General features: G+C 44.8%; 27 protein-coding genes. 1 reads left to right on the forward strand and 26 read right to left on the reverse strand.

The window, feature by feature from the left end; all coding sequences use genetic code 11:
• Positions 1 to 119: 119 nt before the first annotated feature.
• Positions 120 to 617 (forward strand): invasion associated locus B family protein, encoded by a 498-nt coding sequence (locus tag IPL34_RS01640; RefSeq protein ID WP_296836728.1) that lies wholly within the window; start codon positions 120 to 122, stop codon positions 615 to 617.
• A 58-nt stretch (positions 618 to 675) separates the two neighbouring features.
• Here the strand turns inward: IPL34_RS01640 and dxs are convergent, their stop codons facing one another.
• The 26 genes from dxs to rpsH form a co-directional block, all read right to left on the reverse strand.
• Positions 676 to 2,562, reverse strand: coding sequence for a 1-deoxy-D-xylulose-5-phosphate synthase (gene dxs / locus IPL34_RS01645; RefSeq protein ID WP_296836731.1), 1,887 nt, complete (start codon positions 2,560 to 2,562; stop codon positions 676 to 678).
• Positions 2,563 to 2,674: 112 nt separating this feature from the next.
• Complete coding sequence (locus IPL34_RS01650) at positions 2,675 to 3,559, reverse strand: farnesyl diphosphate synthase (protein ID WP_296836733.1); 885 nt, start codon at positions 3,557 to 3,559, stop codon at positions 2,675 to 2,677.
• Entirely contained in the window at positions 3,559 to 3,804 is a 246-nt protein-coding gene (locus tag IPL34_RS01655; RefSeq protein ID WP_296836736.1) for an exodeoxyribonuclease VII small subunit, read from the reverse strand. Before IPL34_RS01655 ends, IPL34_RS01650 begins: the two co-directional genes overlap by 1 nt.
• Before the next feature lie 145 nt (positions 3,805 to 3,949).
• On the reverse strand, positions 3,950 to 4,255 hold the full coding sequence (locus tag IPL34_RS01660; protein WP_296836739.1) for a DUF1244 domain-containing protein: 306 nt from the start codon (positions 4,253 to 4,255) through the stop codon (positions 3,950 to 3,952).
• Between the two features lie 10 nt (positions 4,256 to 4,265).
• On the reverse strand, positions 4,266 to 5,033 hold the full coding sequence (gene zapD, locus IPL34_RS01665; protein WP_296836742.1) for a cell division protein ZapD: 768 nt from the start codon (positions 5,031 to 5,033) through the stop codon (positions 4,266 to 4,268).
• Between the two features lie 70 nt (positions 5,034 to 5,103).
• Positions 5,104 to 5,706, reverse strand: a complete 603-nt coding sequence (gene coaE, locus IPL34_RS01670) for a dephospho-CoA kinase (protein WP_296836746.1) — start codon at positions 5,704 to 5,706, stop codon at positions 5,104 to 5,106.
• Between the two features lie 57 nt (positions 5,707 to 5,763).
• Positions 5,764 to 6,042 (reverse strand): 30S ribosomal protein S20, encoded by a 279-nt coding sequence (gene rpsT, locus IPL34_RS01675; RefSeq protein WP_296836749.1) that lies wholly within the window; start codon positions 6,040 to 6,042, stop codon positions 5,764 to 5,766.
• A 113-nt stretch (positions 6,043 to 6,155) separates the two neighbouring features.
• Positions 6,156 to 7,016 (reverse strand): ParB/RepB/Spo0J family partition protein, encoded by an 861-nt coding sequence (locus tag IPL34_RS01680; RefSeq protein ID WP_296836752.1) that lies wholly within the window; start codon positions 7,014 to 7,016, stop codon positions 6,156 to 6,158.
• Positions 7,010 to 7,810 (reverse strand): ParA family protein, encoded by an 801-nt coding sequence (locus tag IPL34_RS01685; RefSeq protein ID WP_296836755.1) that lies wholly within the window; start codon positions 7,808 to 7,810, stop codon positions 7,010 to 7,012. Before IPL34_RS01685 ends, IPL34_RS01680 begins: the two co-directional genes overlap by 7 nt.
• Before the next feature lie 10 nt (positions 7,811 to 7,820).
• Entirely contained in the window at positions 7,821 to 8,456 is a 636-nt protein-coding gene (gene rsmG, locus IPL34_RS01690) for a 16S rRNA (guanine(527)-N(7))-methyltransferase RsmG (RefSeq protein WP_296836758.1), read from the reverse strand.
• Complete coding sequence (gene mnmG, locus IPL34_RS01695) at positions 8,449 to 10,347, reverse strand: tRNA uridine-5-carboxymethylaminomethyl(34) synthesis enzyme MnmG (protein WP_296836761.1); 1,899 nt, start codon at positions 10,345 to 10,347, stop codon at positions 8,449 to 8,451. Before mnmG ends, rsmG begins: the two co-directional genes overlap by 8 nt.
• Positions 10,348 to 10,364: 17 nt before the next feature.
• Entirely contained in the window at positions 10,365 to 11,351 is a 987-nt protein-coding gene (gene bioB, locus IPL34_RS01700; protein WP_296836764.1) for a biotin synthase BioB, read from the reverse strand.
• Between the two features lie 12 nt (positions 11,352 to 11,363).
• Positions 11,364 to 11,744: a hypothetical protein gene (locus IPL34_RS01705; RefSeq protein WP_296836768.1), complete on the reverse strand. Its 381-nt coding sequence runs from the start codon at positions 11,742 to 11,744 to the stop codon at positions 11,364 to 11,366.
• 71 nt (positions 11,745 to 11,815) lie between these two features.
• A complete protein-coding gene (gene rplQ / locus IPL34_RS01710; RefSeq protein ID WP_296836771.1) occupies positions 11,816 to 12,190 on the reverse strand; it encodes a 50S ribosomal protein L17 in 375 nt (124 codons plus the stop codon).
• A gap of 28 nt (positions 12,191 to 12,218) precedes the next feature.
• A complete protein-coding gene (rpoA, locus tag IPL34_RS01715; protein WP_296836774.1) occupies positions 12,219 to 13,223 on the reverse strand; it encodes a DNA-directed RNA polymerase subunit alpha in 1,005 nt (334 codons plus the stop codon).
• Between the two features lie 26 nt (positions 13,224 to 13,249).
• The gene (rpsD, locus tag IPL34_RS01720) at positions 13,250 to 13,870 is read right to left on the reverse strand and encodes a 30S ribosomal protein S4 (RefSeq protein ID WP_296836779.1); all 621 of its coding nucleotides are present in this window, start codon (positions 13,868 to 13,870) and stop codon (positions 13,250 to 13,252) included.
• Positions 13,871 to 13,880: 10 nt separating this feature from the next.
• Positions 13,881 to 14,288 carry a 30S ribosomal protein S11 gene (rpsK, locus tag IPL34_RS01725; protein WP_296836782.1) on the reverse strand — a complete coding sequence of 136 codons (408 nt, stop codon included), beginning with the start codon at positions 14,286 to 14,288 and terminating at the stop codon, positions 13,881 to 13,883.
• 21 nt (positions 14,289 to 14,309) lie between these two features.
• Entirely contained in the window at positions 14,310 to 14,666 is a 357-nt protein-coding gene (gene rpsM, locus IPL34_RS01730; RefSeq protein ID WP_296836785.1) for a 30S ribosomal protein S13, read from the reverse strand.
• A gap of 143 nt (positions 14,667 to 14,809) precedes the next feature.
• Positions 14,810 to 14,923, reverse strand: coding sequence for a 50S ribosomal protein L36 (gene rpmJ / locus IPL34_RS01735; protein WP_083915775.1), 114 nt, complete (start codon positions 14,921 to 14,923; stop codon positions 14,810 to 14,812).
• 19 nt (positions 14,924 to 14,942) lie between these two features.
• On the reverse strand, positions 14,943 to 16,292 hold the full coding sequence (secY, locus tag IPL34_RS01740) for a preprotein translocase subunit SecY (RefSeq protein WP_296836793.1): 1,350 nt from the start codon (positions 16,290 to 16,292) through the stop codon (positions 14,943 to 14,945).
• An 8-nt stretch (positions 16,293 to 16,300) separates the two neighbouring features.
• A complete protein-coding gene (gene rplO, locus IPL34_RS01745; protein WP_296836796.1) occupies positions 16,301 to 16,735 on the reverse strand; it encodes a 50S ribosomal protein L15 in 435 nt (144 codons plus the stop codon).
• A gap of 2 nt (positions 16,736 to 16,737) precedes the next feature.
• The gene (rpmD, locus tag IPL34_RS01750) at positions 16,738 to 16,926 is read right to left on the reverse strand and encodes a 50S ribosomal protein L30 (RefSeq protein WP_296836801.1); all 189 of its coding nucleotides are present in this window, start codon (positions 16,924 to 16,926) and stop codon (positions 16,738 to 16,740) included.
• Positions 16,927 to 16,929: 3 nt separating this feature from the next.
• A complete protein-coding gene (gene rpsE / locus IPL34_RS01755; protein ID WP_296836804.1) occupies positions 16,930 to 17,439 on the reverse strand; it encodes a 30S ribosomal protein S5 in 510 nt (169 codons plus the stop codon).
• Between the two features lie 12 nt (positions 17,440 to 17,451).
• On the reverse strand, positions 17,452 to 17,805 hold the full coding sequence (gene rplR, locus IPL34_RS01760; protein ID WP_296836807.1) for a 50S ribosomal protein L18: 354 nt from the start codon (positions 17,803 to 17,805) through the stop codon (positions 17,452 to 17,454).
• Between the two features lie 10 nt (positions 17,806 to 17,815).
• Complete coding sequence (gene rplF, locus IPL34_RS01765; RefSeq protein ID WP_296836809.1) at positions 17,816 to 18,349, reverse strand: 50S ribosomal protein L6; 534 nt, start codon at positions 18,347 to 18,349, stop codon at positions 17,816 to 17,818.
• 12 nt (positions 18,350 to 18,361) lie between these two features.
• Positions 18,362 to 18,757, reverse strand: coding sequence for a 30S ribosomal protein S8 (gene rpsH, locus IPL34_RS01770; RefSeq protein WP_296836812.1), 396 nt, complete (start codon positions 18,755 to 18,757; stop codon positions 18,362 to 18,364).
• Positions 18,758 to 18,768: the final 11 nt, after the last annotated feature.

Consider the following 18,768-nt stretch of genomic DNA (forward strand, 5'->3'; position numbering starts at 1 on the left):
TTTTGCCATGCCTTGATTCAAGCTGCATCTATCAGTCAGGATTACAATTGCAGTGCTATTTTTATCGGCAGCTCATGCTAAACTCTGCGACTCAATTCACTCTAACTAAGGAGAACAGGATGTCATCTAGACTCAAATCTGTTGTGCTAGTTACTGCACTTTCTCTATTAAGCCATGCAGCATTAGCTGCCGAGGCTGTTCAGGGGGTTCGTTTTGGTGATTGGGGTGGCAATTGCCAAACCGCACAAAACGGCAAAGCAGTTTGTTATTTAGAACAAACCGTCAGTAAAGAGGGCAGCGATCAACCCTTAATGGTTACCGTCATTGGTTATGCACCGAACAAAAAGAATCCCACTATCATTCTAGAGCTACCAGCGGGTGTTGATATGCGCCAAGGTGTTCATCTACAAGTGGATTTAAATGCTCCCGTGAGTTTTGTCGGTGATTGTCAACCTCGTGGTTGTCGAGCGGGCTTTGCTTTAGATGACAATATGACCGCTCAATTTAAAAAGGGTAAAAAAGCGGTAGTAGCCTTTACCCCTAGCAATACCAATAAACCCATGCTCTTACCCATTTCACTGAAAGGGATTAGTAGCGGTTTACAGGCCTTGCGTTAAACACACTGGCTAAAAGGCTGATAGTAAAACCTTTGAACTATCTGCCTTTTTAGCTTAGTTAGGCCACTACTTTAGGTGCTACTGCCACTAACTCTTGAGGGGGTAGCACCTTTAAAGCATGCTCACGGATACGCTGGATTAAGCTTGGTGCATTTAAACCACATAAAGCGAACTGTTCTTCGCGCAATGCATGCTCAATATACTCATCGGGAATCCCTAGATTGAGTACGGGCATAATGATTCCAGCCTGAGCCAAATACTCATTTACCCCACTGCCCGCGCCCCCCATGATGGCATTATCCTCTAAAGTCACCAGTAAATCGTGGGTTTGGGACAGGGTTTGAATTAATGCTTCATCTAGTGGTTTTACAAAACGCATATTGACTAAAGAAGCATCTAGTTCATCTGCGACAATACGCGCCTCCGCTAATAAAGAACCAAATAATAAAACAGCGATGCGTTTACCTTTGCGTAGTACCTCACCCTTACCAATTGCGTATTCAGTCAAACTAGAATTAGGCATTATACCTATCCCCTTACCGCGTGGATAACGTACCGCAGTCGGTACATTTTGCTTAAATGCGGTATAGAGCATTTGCCGACACTCATTCTCATCAGCAGGGGCCATAATCACCATATTGGGCACACAGCGTAGATAAGACAAATCATAGTTACCCGAATGGGTAGGACCATCCGCCCCCACTAAACCCGCTCGATCAATCGCAAACACTACTGGCAAATTTTGAATTGCTACATCATGAAGCAATTGGTCATAGGCTCGTTGCAAGAAGGTGGAATAAATGGCTACTACCGGTTTTAATCCCTCGCAAGCCATACCCGCAGCAACAGTCACGGCATGCTGCTCAGCAATACCTACATCAAAATAACGCTCTGGATACTCCTGAGCAAAGCGCACCAAACCAGAACCTTCACACATAGCTGGAGTAATAGCCATCAGGCGCTGATCAAGAGCCGCCATATCGCATAACCACTCACTAAAGACTTGGGTATAGGTGGGAGTACTTTTCTTGGCTAAAGTGCTAATGCCCTTATTTAAATCAAAGGGACTGACTCCATGATACATGCAAGGATCATTTTCGGCGGGTTCATAGCCCTTACCTTTTTGAGTAATCACATGCAATAAGCGCGGCCCTTTAATCTGTTTAAGGTTTTGTAAGACACTGACCATTTCGGTTACATCGTGTCCATCAATGGGACCAAAGTAGTGAAAACCCATTTCCTCAAACCAGGTGCTAGGCAATACCATGCCTTTCATGTGCTCTTCGGTGAGCTTAGCTAGGCGTGAGAGGGAACGACTACTGGATAGCACCTTTTTACCATTCTCGCGCACACTGGCATACATACGCCCCGATAATAGCCGTGTTAAATACTTATGCAGTGCGCCCACATTAGGGGAGATAGACATTTCATTATCATTGAGCACCACCAATAAATTAGCATCTAAATCACCCGCATGGTTTAGTGCTTCATACGCCATACCAGCGGTCATCGCCCCATCACCAATCACCGCAATGGCTTGATAATCTAAGCCCTTAGCACGGGCGGCTAATGCCATACCTAAAGCGGCACTAATGGAAGTGCTAGAATGACCCACGCCAAAGGTGTCATAAGAGCTTTCTGAGCGCTTAGGGAAACCAGATAAGCCCTCCTTTTGGCGAATGCTCATCATCTCCTCGCGCCGTCCCGTTAGAATTTTATGCGGATAAGCTTGATGCCCTACATCCCAAACTAAACGATCTTCTGGAGTATTAAATACATAATGCAGAGCCACTGCTAATTCCACCGTCCCTAGATTAGAAGCAAAGTGCCCTCCCGCTAATGACACCGTATCTAATAAAAATTGGCGTAACTCATTACATACTGAGGGTAAGTCCGTAAGAACTAATTGCCTTAAATCGGCAGGTGAGTGGATTTGTTCTAGCATCAGGCTGCTTCTCCTACACATCCACCTTTTGAAGGTGGATACAGCATCTTTTGTTGTTAACGGGACTTAATGACCATGCCCTATGTCAGTATACCGCAAGACAGGTGCAATTTTAGTGCACGCGCTTTACCGTAAATTCAGCAATTTCGCGTAGTGAATCTGCACGCTCGTCGAGATCAGCTAATGCACTCAGCGCCTGATCGTATAAGGTAATCAGTTTTTGTTTAGCGGCTGCTATTCCTATAATCGAGGGATAGGTCGGTTTATTCGCGGCTATATCCGCCCCTTGCGTTTTGCCCAAGGTTGCCGTATCACTCTCAATATCTAAAATATCATCCTGCACTTGGAATGCTAAACCTATACAAGCTGCATAGTGATCTAAGGTTTGATACTGAGCCTCTGAACAATGAGCAGCTCTAGCACCTAATCCTACACTAGCGCGAATAAGAGCACCGGTTTTATAGCGGTGCATGGTTTCTAACTCAGACTCCGTGAGCAGTTTACCTACCGAGGCTAAATCAATCGCCTGTCCCCCCACCATGCCCTGAGAGCCAGCAGCTTGAGCTAATAGGCGAATCATGTGTAAGACTTGAGTGGTATTAAGGGTGCTAGGTGCAAGAGTCAGCAGTTCAAAGGCTAGGGCTTGTAAGGCATCAGCCGCTAAAATAGCAGTAGCCTCATCATAAGCGCGGTGACAAGTGGGCTTACCTCGTCTCAGATCATCATTATCCATCGCTGGTAAATCGTCATGAATCAGCGAATAGACATGAATTAACTCAATAGCCGCCGCTGCATGATCCAAACACTCCAGCTCTTGTCCCAATGCCTGACCGGTAGCATAAACCAGCATAGGTCTCATACGCTTACCACCGTTCAATACCGCATAACGCATAGCGGCATGCAAGCGCGTCGGTAACACCAGAGTCGAGGGCAATACTTGATCGAGCACCTGTTCAATCCGCTGTTGATAAGCTACTAGCTGCGGGCTAAGCGCCATTATGACGATCCTTCTGGTAAGGCAGCCAAAGTACTTTCACTACCATCCTGCTGTAATACTCGGACGCGTTGCTCGGCTTGTGTTAGCGACTCTTGGCACAGTCGAGTCAGTTGTATGCCTTTTTCATAAGCACGCAAAGCATCGTCTAGGGGAAGATTGCCCTCCTCCATACTCTGTACTAATTGCTCTAATGCCAATAGCGCCTCTTCAAAAGAGGGGGAGGGAGTAGTTTTTGCTTTAGCCATCACGTCTTAGCCGATGCTCTCCAATAAATATGCTTAGTAAAGCGTAACTCTAAAACAACCGCAAGAAATTACACTTATAGCAACACAAAGCCCACTAGCATAGTGACGTAATCTTTAGGGGGGGAAAAGGGCTTTTTATGATTCTTTAGTGAGTTTGTTGTTCGGGTGTAATGTTATTAAATTGTGCTATCTGCTCTGAGCTAGCCTCTTTTTGGTAGAGTTGCTTCCATTCAGAGTAAGGCATACCATAAATCAATTCACGCGCCTGCTCATAATCTAGGGTCAAACCTTGCTCGGTCGCCGCACCCCTATACCATTTAGCCATACAGTTACGACAAAAACCGGCAAGATTCATTAAGTCAATATTTTGTACATCAGTGCGCTTTTGCAGATGACTGACTAATTTACGCCATGCCGCAGCTTCTAGCTCTAGGCGGGTTTGCTCATCCATTATTTAGCCCTTAAAAATTACACAATTTAAGATAGAAAATAATATCGTGGGTAGATTGTTGCTTGCTACGCTCACCTATTTCCTCACTATCTAAAAAACGTAAGGAAAAACGTTGCTTACCCGCACTAATTTCTGGGTAGTAACGCTCCTCATTAGGCAACATAATCTGTAATAACTGATAGGGTTTACGACTATCTAACACCATTTGGAAAAAGCCAGCCTTAGCTACCACTTCGGTGGTGTCGCAACAATTACGGATTAGATTCAGGGAAAAAGTCAGCGCATCGGCTGCTACTTGATACGGTTTAGACCATGACTCTAAATTTGCCCGCCGAGTCTCAATCGGGCGCTGATACCAAAAATGCAATACTGGACTATCAAACCCATTCAAGCCACCGGGTAAAGCAGCGCGTTGGCGTAAATTGCTAAAAAAGGAGTGATCGCGTAGGTAGTTACCTAACTGACTAGGCAGAGCGTGTAGGAAAGCAGCGTGTTGCTGAAGCTGATCTAAAATCACCGCTAGGGTTTCAGTACCTGCTTCAGAGCTATAGGTTTGCTTGGCTACTAAAGCAATCCGATCCAGTTCTTTTATCACTTCACTTTTAAGATCAACGCGAGCTGCTAAATTGTATAAATCCAATAATACTAATAGTGCAGCGAGTGATTCTTCCGGTGCAGCATCGGGGTCACGCATATGATAACGATAGCGCTTGACTAAGGCTTCTAGTCTTAAAAAAAGGCGTATCTTTTCGGTGAGGGGTTGTTCATAAATAATCATAACAGTGCTCTGTTGCCTTTCGGTAGGCGCCAACTTCAATCAAACATCATCCCTGTTAACACTGTACTAGTTAGCGAGTCTGGGCAATGTTAAGCAACTTGGCATGTAAATCATCAACAGCTTGATACAACTGTTCTACAGTATGGGTATTGTCCAATACATCGGTGGCATGCTGTAAGCGCACTTCACGCGGGACTTGTGTTTGCATGATCTGCTGTATTAGTAACTCAGTGGTTTGATCACGCTGTAACACCCGCGCCACTTGTTGTTCGGGTAAGCAATCCACTACCACTACACGGTCACAGAGGCTTTTATAACCCTTTTCGATTAAGAGGGGAATATCAATTAGCACATAGGGTGCATTTTTATAGCTTTCGACCGCTTGTTGAATGCGCTCACGAATAAGGGGATGCAAAATAGCCTCAAGTCTTTTGAGTTGCTCGGCATCTGAAAAAACTATCTGGCGTAATTTAGCGCGATTCAATGCCCCATCTGAGGTAAGAATCTCCGCCCCGAAAGCCTCAACCAGTAGCAGTAAAGCAGGCTCTCCTACTGCAACTACTTGACGAGCAATAAGATCAGCGTCCACTACGGGGACACCATAGGACTGAAACCGACTAACTGCGGCGCTTTTGCCGCAGCCAATCCCACCTGTCAAACCTACTTTGAGCATAAGATGCTAAGGATTGATTAGGTGATTGAATAAGTACACTGGGATTGCAGGAAATAATTAACCAGCATTCGCCAAAGCCAACGCTTTCAATTTAGCATTGAGACGACTTTTATCGCGTGCCGCTTTGTTCTTATGAACAATACCTTTGTCTGCGGTGGAATCAATCACAGAAACTGCCACTTGGAAAGCTTTTTGTGCTGCTTCTTTATCACCACTGGCAATAGTCGTTTGAGCTGTTTTAACTAAAGTACGCATACGTGAACGTAGATGCTTATTTTGCATGCGGCGCTTTTCGGATTGGCGCACACGCTTCTTAACTGATGCTATATTAGGCAAGGGTTTTCTCCAGAAATAACCGTTCCAAAATAAAGCGCGTATTATGCAGATAAGTGACCTTGCCAGCAACTATTGCTATGACAAAGCTGTAAAAATATTGTAAATAGTCGTCTTTAACTTTGGATACGATGCAGAATACCATCCAATTCATCAAGATTATGATATTCAATCACTAATTTACCATTACCCTGCTTAGAATGATTAATACTCACCCGTGCTCCCAAACGCTCCGATAAGGTATCTTGTAAGGTACGCATATTGGCATCGACTCGTGCGGGTAAAGCTTTGGTGACTTTGGGTGCTAAAGCCTGCTTCACTAGCTCTTCAGTAGTACGTACACTTAATTGTTGCGCAATAATACGCTCGGCTAGTTTTAGTTGCTGAACTTCATCCTTTAGCCCTAGCAACGCACGCGCATGCCCCGTACTCAATTCATTACGTTCCACCATAGCTTTTAACTCAGCGGGCAACTCGATTAAACGTAATAAATTAGTAATCGCCGCCCGCGAACGCCCTACTGCATCCGCTGTTTGTTGATGAGTCAAACCAAACTCTTCGATAAGACGCTTTAAAGCATTAGCCTCTTCGATTGCATTCAGATCCTCACGTTGAATGTTTTCGATTAGAGACAAAGCCGCTGCTGCTTGATCAGGTATATCACGCACCACGGCGGGAATATCAATCATGCCTGCTAATTGACAAGCTCGCCAGCGCCGCTCACCTGCAATTAACTCATAGCGCTCTGCATCAATGCGCCGCACCACAATAGGTTGAATTAAACCCTGACTTTTAATCGATGCAGCTAAATCTTCTAAAGCCACGGGGTCGATATGCTTACGTGGCTGATAGCGTCCGGGCTGAATCTGATCTAGGAGAATTTTTTTGAGTGCTGCCTGATTAGTAGGGGGTTCTAAGGCGGTCTTAGTACTTAATAATGCATCTAGCCCGCGTCCCAAGACGGTTTTCTTTACCATTCAATCACATCCTCAGGTACTACGGGTTGATTATGTCCTAGCACTTCAGCAGCGAGTGCTAAATACGCTAAGGCTCCACGCGAGTTTTTGTCATAGCTTAAAATCGGTACACCATGACTCGGCGCTTCAGCTAAACGAATATTTCTTGGGATAACCGTACTATAGAGCTTATCGCCAAAATGACTATATAGCTGATCCGAGACATCACGAGCTAGATTACTACGCGGATCAAACATGGTACGGATTAACCCCAAAACCACTAATTGCGGATTCGCACTTTGGCGAATTTGCTCAATGGTACTCATCAAAGCACTTAGCCCTTCTAAGGCATAGTACTCACATTGCATGGGAATAATCACCCCATTAGCCGCTACCAGGCTATTGACGGTGAGCATATTTAACGAGGGCGGACAATCAATAATGATAAAGTCAAAGTCATTGAGAATAGGCGCTAAAGCTTGTTTGAGGCGATATTCACGCCGTGCAGCCCCCATTAAGGCTACTTCGGATTCGGTGAGATCGGGTGTGCCCGGAATAGCATATAAGGTTGAAGACTCATCTCCAATACGAGTTACCACTAGACGTGCTGGTGTGCGCTCTTGTAATACATCATTGAGATTTAAGGCTTGAGCATGCTTATCGATACCGACTCCCGTAGTGGCATTACCCTGCGGGTCTATATCAATCAGTAATACCCGCTTACGCAATGCAGCCAAAGCAGCAGCCAAATTCACACTGGTAGTCGTTTTACCGACTCCTCCTTTTTGATTGGCTATAGCGATGACTTGAGCCATGTAGTTCCCCTTAATTACTCATTTTAGTGGGTATTAATTCTAACAGATGACGCTCTGCATTGAGGTTAGGTACATGCAGTTCGTGGCTAGCTTTTACTTGCCACTCACTAGGTAAATGCACTAATTCTTCACTAGGATAACGTCCTTTCATAGCATAGAGCACACCTGTGGGTGCTAAATGCCCCCCAGAAGATTGCACAAAATCGACCACTGACGCAAAAGCACGACTAATAATGCCATCAAAACGTTGAGCAGCTTGCCAGCTTTCTACACGAGTTTGCATCACAGCAACATTAGCTAAACGCAGCTCAGCCGCAGCTTGTTGCATAAAGCGCGTTTTTTTACCGTTGGTATCCAGTAATGTCCACTGCTGTGCTGGATTTAAAATCGCTAAGGGAATACCGGGCAACCCTGCACCACTACCCACATCTAATAAATGCTCACCTTGAATAAAGGGCGCGACACTTAAGCTATCCCACAAATGCACCACCAGCATTTCAGCGGGATCACGTACTGCGGTGAGATTGTGAACCTTATTCCAGCGTTGCAATAATTGTAGATAGGCTACTAATTGCTGTTGTTGTGCGTCAGTGGCTTGCAAACCCAGAGCTTGCCAACCTTGTTGCCATGCAGTTGTTTCAAGCACCTTGGCGCAACGCTCCCAATGAATGTTTTTTAAGCGCGACTAGCAATAATGAAATTGCGGCGGGAGTAATGCCCGGAATACGCGCTGCTTGTCCAATTGAGGCTGGCTTTTGATGTTGCAACTTTTGGCGCACTTCATTGGATAGCCCTGATACTTTGCTGTAATCAAAATCAGCAGGCAATAAGGTCGACTCTTGGCGCTCCTGACGTGCTATTTCCTCGTTTTGCCGCTCAATATAGCCTGCATATTTAATCTGAATTTCGACCTGCTCCACCACTTTAGGGTCAAGTGCTGCATCATTTGCCGCAGCCGGTAGGCTCATTAAACTTTCATAGCTCACATTGGGACGTGCCAATAATTCAGCTAAGCGATACTCACGACTCAATACATCCCCTAACACGCGTGTGCTGTCTTCAGCCGATAAAGCGCCGGGGCGAATAAGGGTTTCTTTCAAACGCTGTTGCTCACGCTCTATAGCTTCACGTTTACGGCTAAAAGTGTCCCAACGCTCATCATCGACTAGACCCAACTCACGCCCGATTTCGGTTAGGCGTAAATCCGCATTATCCTCACGCAACAATAAGCGATGCTCCGCTCGACTGGTAAACATCCGATAAGGCTCTTGAGTGCCCTGAGTAATCAGATCATCGACTAGCACACCCATATAGGCTTGATCACGACGTGGACACCAGCCTTCTTTACCTTGAGCCATGCGTGCGGCGTTCAGACCTGCTAATAGCCCTTGTGCACCTGCCTCTTCATAGCCTGTCGTACCATTGATTTGTCCTGCAAAGAATAAACCTTCAATAGCTCGCGTCTCTAAAGTCGGTTTTAAATCACGCGGATCAAAGAAGTCATATTCAATCGCATAGCCCGGACGGGTGATATGAGCGTTTTCAAACCCTTCCATTGAACGCACGATTTGATATTGCACATCAAACGGTAGGCTAGTGGAAATACCATTAGGATACAGCTCGTAGGTATCTAAACCCTCTGGCTCAATAAAAATTTGATGCCTATCCCGATTAGCAAAACGTACTACTTTATCCTCAATCGAGGGGCAATAACGCGGCCCTACCCCCTCAATCACTCCGGTATACATTGGGGAGCGATCTAATGCTCCCATAATCAACTCGTGTGTATGAGGATTGGTATAGGTGATATAGCAACAAATCTGTTGAGGATGCTCTTCTACTTTGCCCAAAAACGAAAACACAGGTAAAGGGTCATCACTTGGTTGTTGTGCTAACTTACTAAAATCGACTGAGCGTGCATCAATACGGGGCGGCGTTCCGGTTTTTAAGCGTTGTACGCGTAGGGGTAATTCACGTAAACGAGTTGATAAATTTTGTGCGGGCGGATCACCTGCACGCCCACCGCTATAATTTTCTAAACCAATATGGATTTTTCCGGCTAGAAAGGTTCCGGCGGTCAATACTACGGTTTTAGCGTCAAAACGCACCCCCATTTGAGTAACTGCCGCGACTGCTCTACCCTGTTCAACGATAATGTCATCAACAGGCTGTTGGAATAGATCTAGATTCTTTTGCCCTTCGACGATTGCACGCACCGCTGCTTTATAACGAATCCTATCCGCTTGGGCGCGGGTGGCTCGTACTGCGGGACCTTTACTGGAATTCAAAGTACGAAACTGAATGCCGCCACGATCCGCCGCATGCGCCATCGCTCCACCTAAGGCATCGATTTCTTTAACCAAATGCCCTTTGCCAATCCCACCAATGGCGGGATTACAGCTCATTTGCCCAATAGTTTCGATATTATGCGTGAGCAATAAGGTACGTTGTCCCATGCGGGCTGCTGCAAGAGCTGCTTCAGTGCCCGCGTGACCGCCGCCGATTACAATAACATCATAGGTGATAGGATAGCGCATGACAGTTACCTAGTGAGTTAGCCATGAAGCGATGCATGGGCATGAGAGTGATGTTTAGGTGCTTCACACTCAATACCCAAGCGCTTAAATAATTCACGATCATGATTTTCAGCCGGGTTTTCGGTAGTGAGTAGTTTATCCCCATAGAAAATCGAATTAGCCCCTGCAAAGAAACACCACGCTTGCGTTTCATCGCTCATTTCGGTGCGGCCTGCTGATAAACGCACATAGGATTGAGGCATTAGAATTCTCGCTACCGCAATCACACGAATAAACTCAAACGGGTCTAGCTTAGGATTATCGCTCATAGGGGTTCCCTCAATCCGTACTAAGTCATTAATGGGTACAGAATCGGGATGTTGTTTTAAATTAGCGAGTTGCTGGAGTAAACGAGCGCGATCTTTACGGGTTTCACCCAAACCCAAAATGCCTCCAGAGCACACATGAATACCTGCCTCACGTACTGCATCTAACGTATCCAAACGATCTTGATAAGTACGTGTAGTAATCACCTGACCATAAAACTCTGGCGAGGTGTCTAAATTATGATTGTAATAATCCAAGCCTGATTGCTTTAAGCGTTGTGCTTGATGTGGCTGGAGCATGCCGAGAGTGACACAGGTTTCCATACCTAAGGCTTTAACGCCTTGCACCATTTCAGCCACTACTTCAAGATTTTTATCGGTGGGATTACGCCAAGCTGCTCCCATGCAAAAACGGGTTGCACCTGTTTCTTTAGCACGTTGCGCTGAAGCTAATACTTCTTCTAAGGGCAATAAGCGTTCACGCTCCACACTGGTGTCATAACGCGCACTTTGTGAGCAGTAACCACAATCCTCAGGGCAAGCACCCGTTTTGATACTGAGCAAAGTGCTCACCTGCACTTCATTGGCAGGAAAATTAGCTCGATGTACTTGATGAGCCTGAAACATTAAATCACTAAAGGGTAAAGCAAATAACTCAAGTACTTCACCAATATGCCAATCATGGCGCACGCTGCTCATGCCCTATCCTCGTTAATGGGAAACGGTTGTATCATACCATTGTTCACGATTAATCTTGAGAATTTGGTATACCGATAAGGGAATCATAATCACCGCGCACAAGATCCATAAATGCGCCCAGTATTTGACAAAAAAATCGCCGGGGGCAAAAGTCAAAACGGGAATCAGCAGACCTGCTAAACCATAATAATAATAAGCGCCGATCTGAGTATAATGCCCTACCCTTGGATTGGGATTATGGCGCAACATGGCGTAGGTGATCATCGAACCACCAAACCAAAGAATGAATAAGGGAAAAGGAACTACCACCGCTAAGATATTGCCATAATGAAAAATTCTGGCACTTTTTTTAGCTTGCTCAGCAGTGACCACCGCTTTTGATGTTGGGGTCATGTTTTTTATCCTGATACAAATACAAAAACCGGCAATCAGCCGGTTTTTGAATGTTGAAGCTAAGTCTTCAATTATTCAGCAGCGGCTGCTTTAGACTCAACTAAGGTTACATAAGCCATCGGTGCATTATCGCCGGGACGGAAACCACACTTAATAATACTTAAATAACCACCCGGACGAGTTTTAAAACGAGGTCCGATATCAGTAAATAATTTTGTCACAATATCTTCATCACGTAGACGTGCAAACGCAATACGACGGTTGTGAACAGAATCAGCTTTAGCACGAGTGATTAAAGGCTCTGCTACACGACGCAATTCTTTTGCTTTCGGTAGAGTAGTTTTAATCGCCTCATGGCGCAGTAGGGCGATGGTCAAACTTTGCAATAAAGCCTTACGGTGGCTACTATTGCGGCTCAGTTGACGCCCAATTTTACGATGACGCATTTATAACATCCTTCCAAACGAATGGGTATTAACCCATTTTGTTATCTCTATGATCTAGACCTGCGGGAGGCCAATTATCGAGCTTGGTTCCAAGAGTTAACCCATGAGAAGCAAGCACTTCCTTAATCTCAGTCAGTGATTTCTTACCTAGATTGGGCGTCTTTAACAGCTCGGTTTCAGTGCGTTGGACTAAATCACCAATATAGAATAAGTTTTCAGCTTTCAAACAGTTAGCAGAGCGTACTGTTAATTCTAAGTCATCCACTGGGCGTAACAGAATCGGCTCAATTTCAGGCTGAGCGGCTTCTTTATGAGTAGGCTCTTCAATACGCAGATCAAAGAAGACCGATAATTGCTGTTGCAGAATTTGGGTGGCCATGCTTAATGCGTCTTCCGCACCAATCGAGCCATTGGTCTCAATTTCTAAAATCAGCTTGTCCATGTCGGTGCGTTGCTCAACACGAGCACTATCAACATTATAAGCCACGCGGATAATAGGACTGTAACTAGCATCTAATACTAAAGTGCCCAAAGGTAACTCAGGAGAGTCAGGGCCACGACGAATAGAGGCAGGTTGATAACCACGACCACTGGTAATGGTGAGATTCATCTCTAGCTCTACGCCTTCTTTAGTAATATTCGCAATCACATGATTAGGATTAATAATTTCCACATCATGATCTAACTCAATATCCGAAGCGCGAACTGGTCCGATTCCAGACTTTTTCAAAGTCAGAGTCGTTTCATCGCGCTCATTCAAACGCACATATAATTTTTTCAGATTCAAGAGGATTTCAACAACGTCCTCTTGAATCCCTTCGATAGTGCTGTACTCGTGTACAACACCCGCAATTTGGACTTCAGTAACTGCACTACCTGGAATAGATGACAGCAGAATTCTACGCAGGGCATTACCCAACGTATGACCAAAACCCCGCTCCAATGGCTCAAGCGTAATACGTGAGGTGTTTAACCCTAACTCTTGCACTTGTACATTGCGCGGTTTCAGTAAATCAGTCGTTTTTGAGGTCATGCTCGTCTCGCGAATCAGGTTATTGACTACTTGGAGTACAATTCAACAATCAATGACTCATTGATTTCAGCAGGTAGATCCGAACGATCTGGAACTGATTTGAAGATACCCTCAAATTTATCCTTATCCACTTCAACCCACACAGCAAAACCTTGCTGAGCAGCAACCGCTAACGCGTCTTGAATACGCACTTGCTTTTTAGCACGGTCACGCACGGCAATTTTGTCACCGGGTTGTACTTGATAAGAAGGAATATTAATAATTTTGTCGTTTACGCGAATCGCTTTATGGCTCACTAACTGACGTGCTTCTGCACGAGTAGCGGCAAAGCCCATACGATAAACTACATTATCTAAGCGACCTTCCAATAGCTTTAGTAGGTTTTCACCTGTAGAACCTTTGCGACGTGCTGATTCTTTAAAGTAATTGCGGAATTGACGCTCTAACACACCATAAATACGACGTACTTTTTGCTTTTCGCGTAATTGTACACCGTAGTCTGATAAGCGATTTTTATTCTCGCCGTGTTGACCGGGTAACTTAGCTAATTTGCATTTCTTTTCGAGAGAAGTACCACGGCTCTTGAGGTAAAGATCAGTGCCTTCGCGGCGACTTAACTTACAAGTAGGTCCTAAATATCTTGCCATGACTTATCCCTCACACACGACGTTTCTTAGGAGGACGGCAACCATTATGAGGAATGGGCGTCACATCCGTAATATTCGTAATTTTGTAACCTACGTTGTTCAGTGAACGTACCGCAGATTCACGACCAGGGCCTGGGCCTTTGACTTCAACATCAAGATTTTTCAGACCGTATTCTTTTGCCGCATTGCCAGCACGCTCAGCAGCGACTTGGGCAGCAAAAGGAGTACTTTTACGCGAGCCACGAAAACCTGAACCACCAGCAGTTGCCCAAGATAAAGTATTACCTTGACGATCTGTAATGGTTACAATAGTGTTATTAAACGATGCAAAAATATGAGCTACACCGTCAGTAACCGTTTTCTTAATTTTTTTACGTGCAGCACCTGCACCTTTACGAGTAGTTGGCTGTTTGGCCATAATTCAATACCCTATCACTAATTACTTGCGGATCGGACGGCGAGGACCTTTACGGGTACGCGCATTCGTTTTAGTACGTTGACCACGCACAGGCAGACCACGTCTATGACGAATACCACGGTAACAGCCCATGTCCATCAAACGTTTAATGCTCATAGAAAGTTCACGGCGTAAGTCGCCTTCTACGACAAACTTAGCAACTTCAGCACGTACACGCTCGACTTCATCTTCAGTCAAATCGCGAATTTTAGTACTAGGGGTAATATTTGCAGCTTTGCAGATATTAGCGGCACGAGTTGGCCCAATGCCATAAATAGCCGTCAAGCCAATGACGACGTGTTTTTGAACAGGAAGATTGATACCCGCTATACGAGCCATCCAAAATTCTCCAGATTTACGGGAAAGCGCGCGATTATGCCGCATCCTCGTTTATTTATCAACAAATGCCCGTGATAAAACACAGGCATTCACGGTCTCTGTCGGCTAAAGGACAGAAACAATCTGCTTTGAAAGGCTATAAATTAACCTTGACGTTGTTTATGACGTGGATCAGAACAGATTACGCGCACAACGCGATTGCGACGAACAATACTGCAATTGCGGCATAGTTTTTTAACAGAAGCTCTAACTTTCATGAGCTTTAACCTCTTAAAATTATTTCACCACACCCGGGCGGGTTTGGGATTTGAAATTAGCTTTCTTCATTAAACCTTCGTATTGGTGCGACATCATATGAGATTGTAGTTGTGCTAAGAAATCCATTACCACGACTACAATAATTAATAAAGATGTTCCACCAAAATAGAACGGCACATTCCAACCTAAAATCAAAAACTCAGGTAATAAGCACACTAAGGTAATATAGATAGCACCGACTGCTGTTAAGCGGGTCATGACACCATCAATATATTTAGTGGTTTGCTCACCGGGACGAATACCAGGAATAAATGCGCCAGCTTTCTTTAAATTATCTGCGGTTTCACGCGAATTAAAGACTAAAGCGGTATAGAAGAAACAGAAAAATACAATAGCTAAAGCATAGAGGATAACATAGACCGGTTGACCGGGCTGTAACATATTAAAGAAACTACGTAACCACTCCATCCCTTCAGAATTACCAAACCACTGCCCTAAAGTGGCAGGGAATAAGATAATACTAGATGCAAAGATAGGAGGAATCACACCTGCCATATTCAGCTTTAAAGGCAAATGACTAGATTGACCACCCATCATGCGGCGGCCTTGTTGACGGTTAGCATAGTTTACCGTGATACGACGTTGTCCACGCTCAACAAAAATCACGAAAGCAGTCACTAATACAATCAGTGCCAATAACACAATCACTAAGAAAGGCGATAAGGTTCCTTCATTTACTAAATTGAAGGTTTTACCTAAAGCCACAGGTAAGCCTGCAACGATCCCAGCAAAGATGATCAGTGATATACCATTACCAATACCACGCTCAGTAATTTGTTCACCTAACCACATCAGAAAGAGTGTACCTGTTACTAAGGTGACTACGGTAGTAATGATAAAGCCTAGTCCGGGTTGTAAAGCAATCGTTTGCCCAGGAGCCACTTCTTGACCGCCTAGAGCAATCGCAACGCCTATACTCTGAAACAGAGCTAATACCACCGTACCATAACGCGTGTATTGAGTGATTTTACGACGACCTGTCTCCCCCTCCTTCTTCAGTTGCTCTAAAGAGGGCACTACTGTCGCCATTAACTGCATAATAATCGATGCAGAAATATAAGGCATAATACCCAGAGCAAACACACTTAAACGCTCAAGTGCGCCACCGGAAAACATATTAAACACACCTAAAATAGTGCCGCTATTATCATTAAAGAATTGCGACATCGCCTGAGGGTTTACCCCCGGAATAGGTATATAAGTTCCAATGCGATAGACAATCAAAGCTAATAAGACAAAGACTAAACGATGTCTAATTTCAGCGATATTACCTATCCCACCTAATGCCGACGAAGGAGTTGCAGCCATTTATTATATTATTCCTCGATTTTGCCACCTGCCGCTAAAATAGCTTCACGAGCACCTTTAGTAACACCTACACCTTGAATGGTATAAGCCTTATCTACACTGCCCGACAAAATAATTTTAGCTTGCAATGAACGTGCATCAATGATGTTAGCCGCAATTAAAGCTTCTAAAGTTACAGTAGCCTCCTGTAACTGTGCTAACTCATTTAAACGCACTTCAGCAGTACGAAAGCCGATACGTGATTTGAAGCCTACTTTAGGTAGACGACGTTGCAAAGGCATTTGACCGCCTTCAAACCCAACTTTATGGAAACCACCGGCACGCGAACGTTGACCTTTATGACCACGCCCTGCTGTTTTACCTAAGCCAGAACCAATACCACGTCCCACACGGGTACGTGCTTTACGGCTACCAGCAGCAGGTTTTAATGTATTCAGTTTCATGTTTACACTTCCTCAACCTTGAGCAGGTAAGAGATTTTGTTAATCATGCCACGGTTTTCAGGAGTATCGATAACTACCACTGAGTTATTCATGCGACGAATACCTAAACCACGCGCACACTGAATGTGACTTTCCAAGCGCCCATTCAAGCTCTTTACTAAGGTCAATTTGACTTGTTTAGCAGTGCTCATTGGTTACCCCTTGATCTCTTCAACAGTTTTACCACGTTTGGCAGCGATCATTTCAGGGTGCTGCATATCGGTCAAACCTTTAATGGTGGCACGAATCACATTACCTGCATTACGTGAACCGATACATTTTGATAAAACGTTTTTCACGCCAGCAACCTCTAACACCGCACGCATTGCACCGCCTGCAATGACACCAGTACCGTCAGAAGCTGGCTTCATGAATACGGTTGCAGCTCCATGACTAGCTTTCACTGGGTACTGTAAAGTACCTTCATTCAAGTGAATGCTAACCATGCTTTTGCGTGCTTGCTCCATTGCCTTTTGAATAGCAGCTGGAACTTCACGTGCTTTACCATAGCCAAAACCAACCCGACCATTGCCGTCGCCCACTACGGTTAAAGCAGTAAAACTAAAAATACGTCCACCTTTTACCACTTTAGAAACGCGGTTAACGTGAACTAATTTTTCCTGCAAACCATCAGCTGAAGGGCTTGTATTTTCAACTTTTGCCATGACATTGAACCTTTAAAATTGCAAACCAGCTTCACGAGCAGCATCCGCTAATGCCTGTACTCGACCGTGGTATTTAAAACCAGAGCGATCAAAAGCAACAGACTCGATACCTTTTTCCTTAGCTCGTTGTGCTACTAATTTGCCCACAGCAGCAGCAGCTTCGACATTGCCAGTGTAAGAGAGTGTTGTGCGTAATTCTTTATCAACCGTAGAAGCACTTGCTAATACCACATTGCCTTCTGGCGCAATAATTTGCGCATAAATGTGACGTGGTGTGCGATGTATACATAAGCGGGTAACGCGTAATTCGCGCATTTTCGCACGAGCACGCTTGCTACGACGAATACGACTAAGTTTCTTATCCATCTAGGTCACCTTACTTCTTCTTCGCTTCTTTACGGAGGACTTGTTCATCTGCATATTTCACACCTTTGCCTTTGTAAGGCTCTGGTGGACGATAAGCACGAACCTCAGCCGCGACTTGACCAACCTTTTGCTTATCAACTCCACGGATGATAATTTCAGTTTGGCTCGGAGTCTCAACGGTAATACCGGCTGGCATTGCATGCACTACCGGGTGAGAAAAACCTAAACTTAAGGTTAGTTTGTCACCTTGAGCTTGAGCACGGTAACCTACGCCTACCAGTTGGAGCTTCTTCTCAAAACCTTGAGAGACACCCTTGATCATATTATTGGCTAATGCACACGCAGTACCTGCATGCGCCCAACCTTCATCTTGACCATTTTGCGGGCGGAATGATAAGTGTGAACCATCAATGACGACTTCAACAGAATCATGAACGTCTAAAGTCAGTGTACCTTTAGTACCTTTTACCGTCATGATCTGCTCATTCATAGTGACCTGTATACCATTTGGTAAATCAAGGCCACGCTTTGCAATTCTTGACATACAGTTAGCCTATTACTCAACGATACAGATAACTTCGCCACCCTGACCCGCAGCGCGTGCTGCACGATCACTCATCACACCTTTAGAGGTGGATACAATAGCGATACCATAACCACCTAATACAGTAGGTAATTGATTTTTACCACGGAAAATCCGTAAGCCCGGACGACTCACACGAGTCAAACGGCTAATAACCGGTTTACCTTGGAAATATTTCAATACTACAGTAGTAGTGGGCTTGCCTTCATTAGCGTCGGTACTGTGGCTAGCGATGTAACCTTCAGACTCCAACACACTCAGGACAGCAGTTTTCTGTTTCGATGCAGGAAACGCCACTTTTAATTTACTCGCACGTTGACCGTTACGAATACGGGTCAACATATCTGCGATAGGATCACTCATACTCATGATTTAGCCCT

Origin of the sequence: Thiofilum sp. (assembly GCF_016711335.1) — a bacterium.
In the GTDB taxonomy this organism is placed as follows: Bacteria; Pseudomonadota; Gammaproteobacteria; order Thiotrichales; family Thiotrichaceae; genus Thiofilum.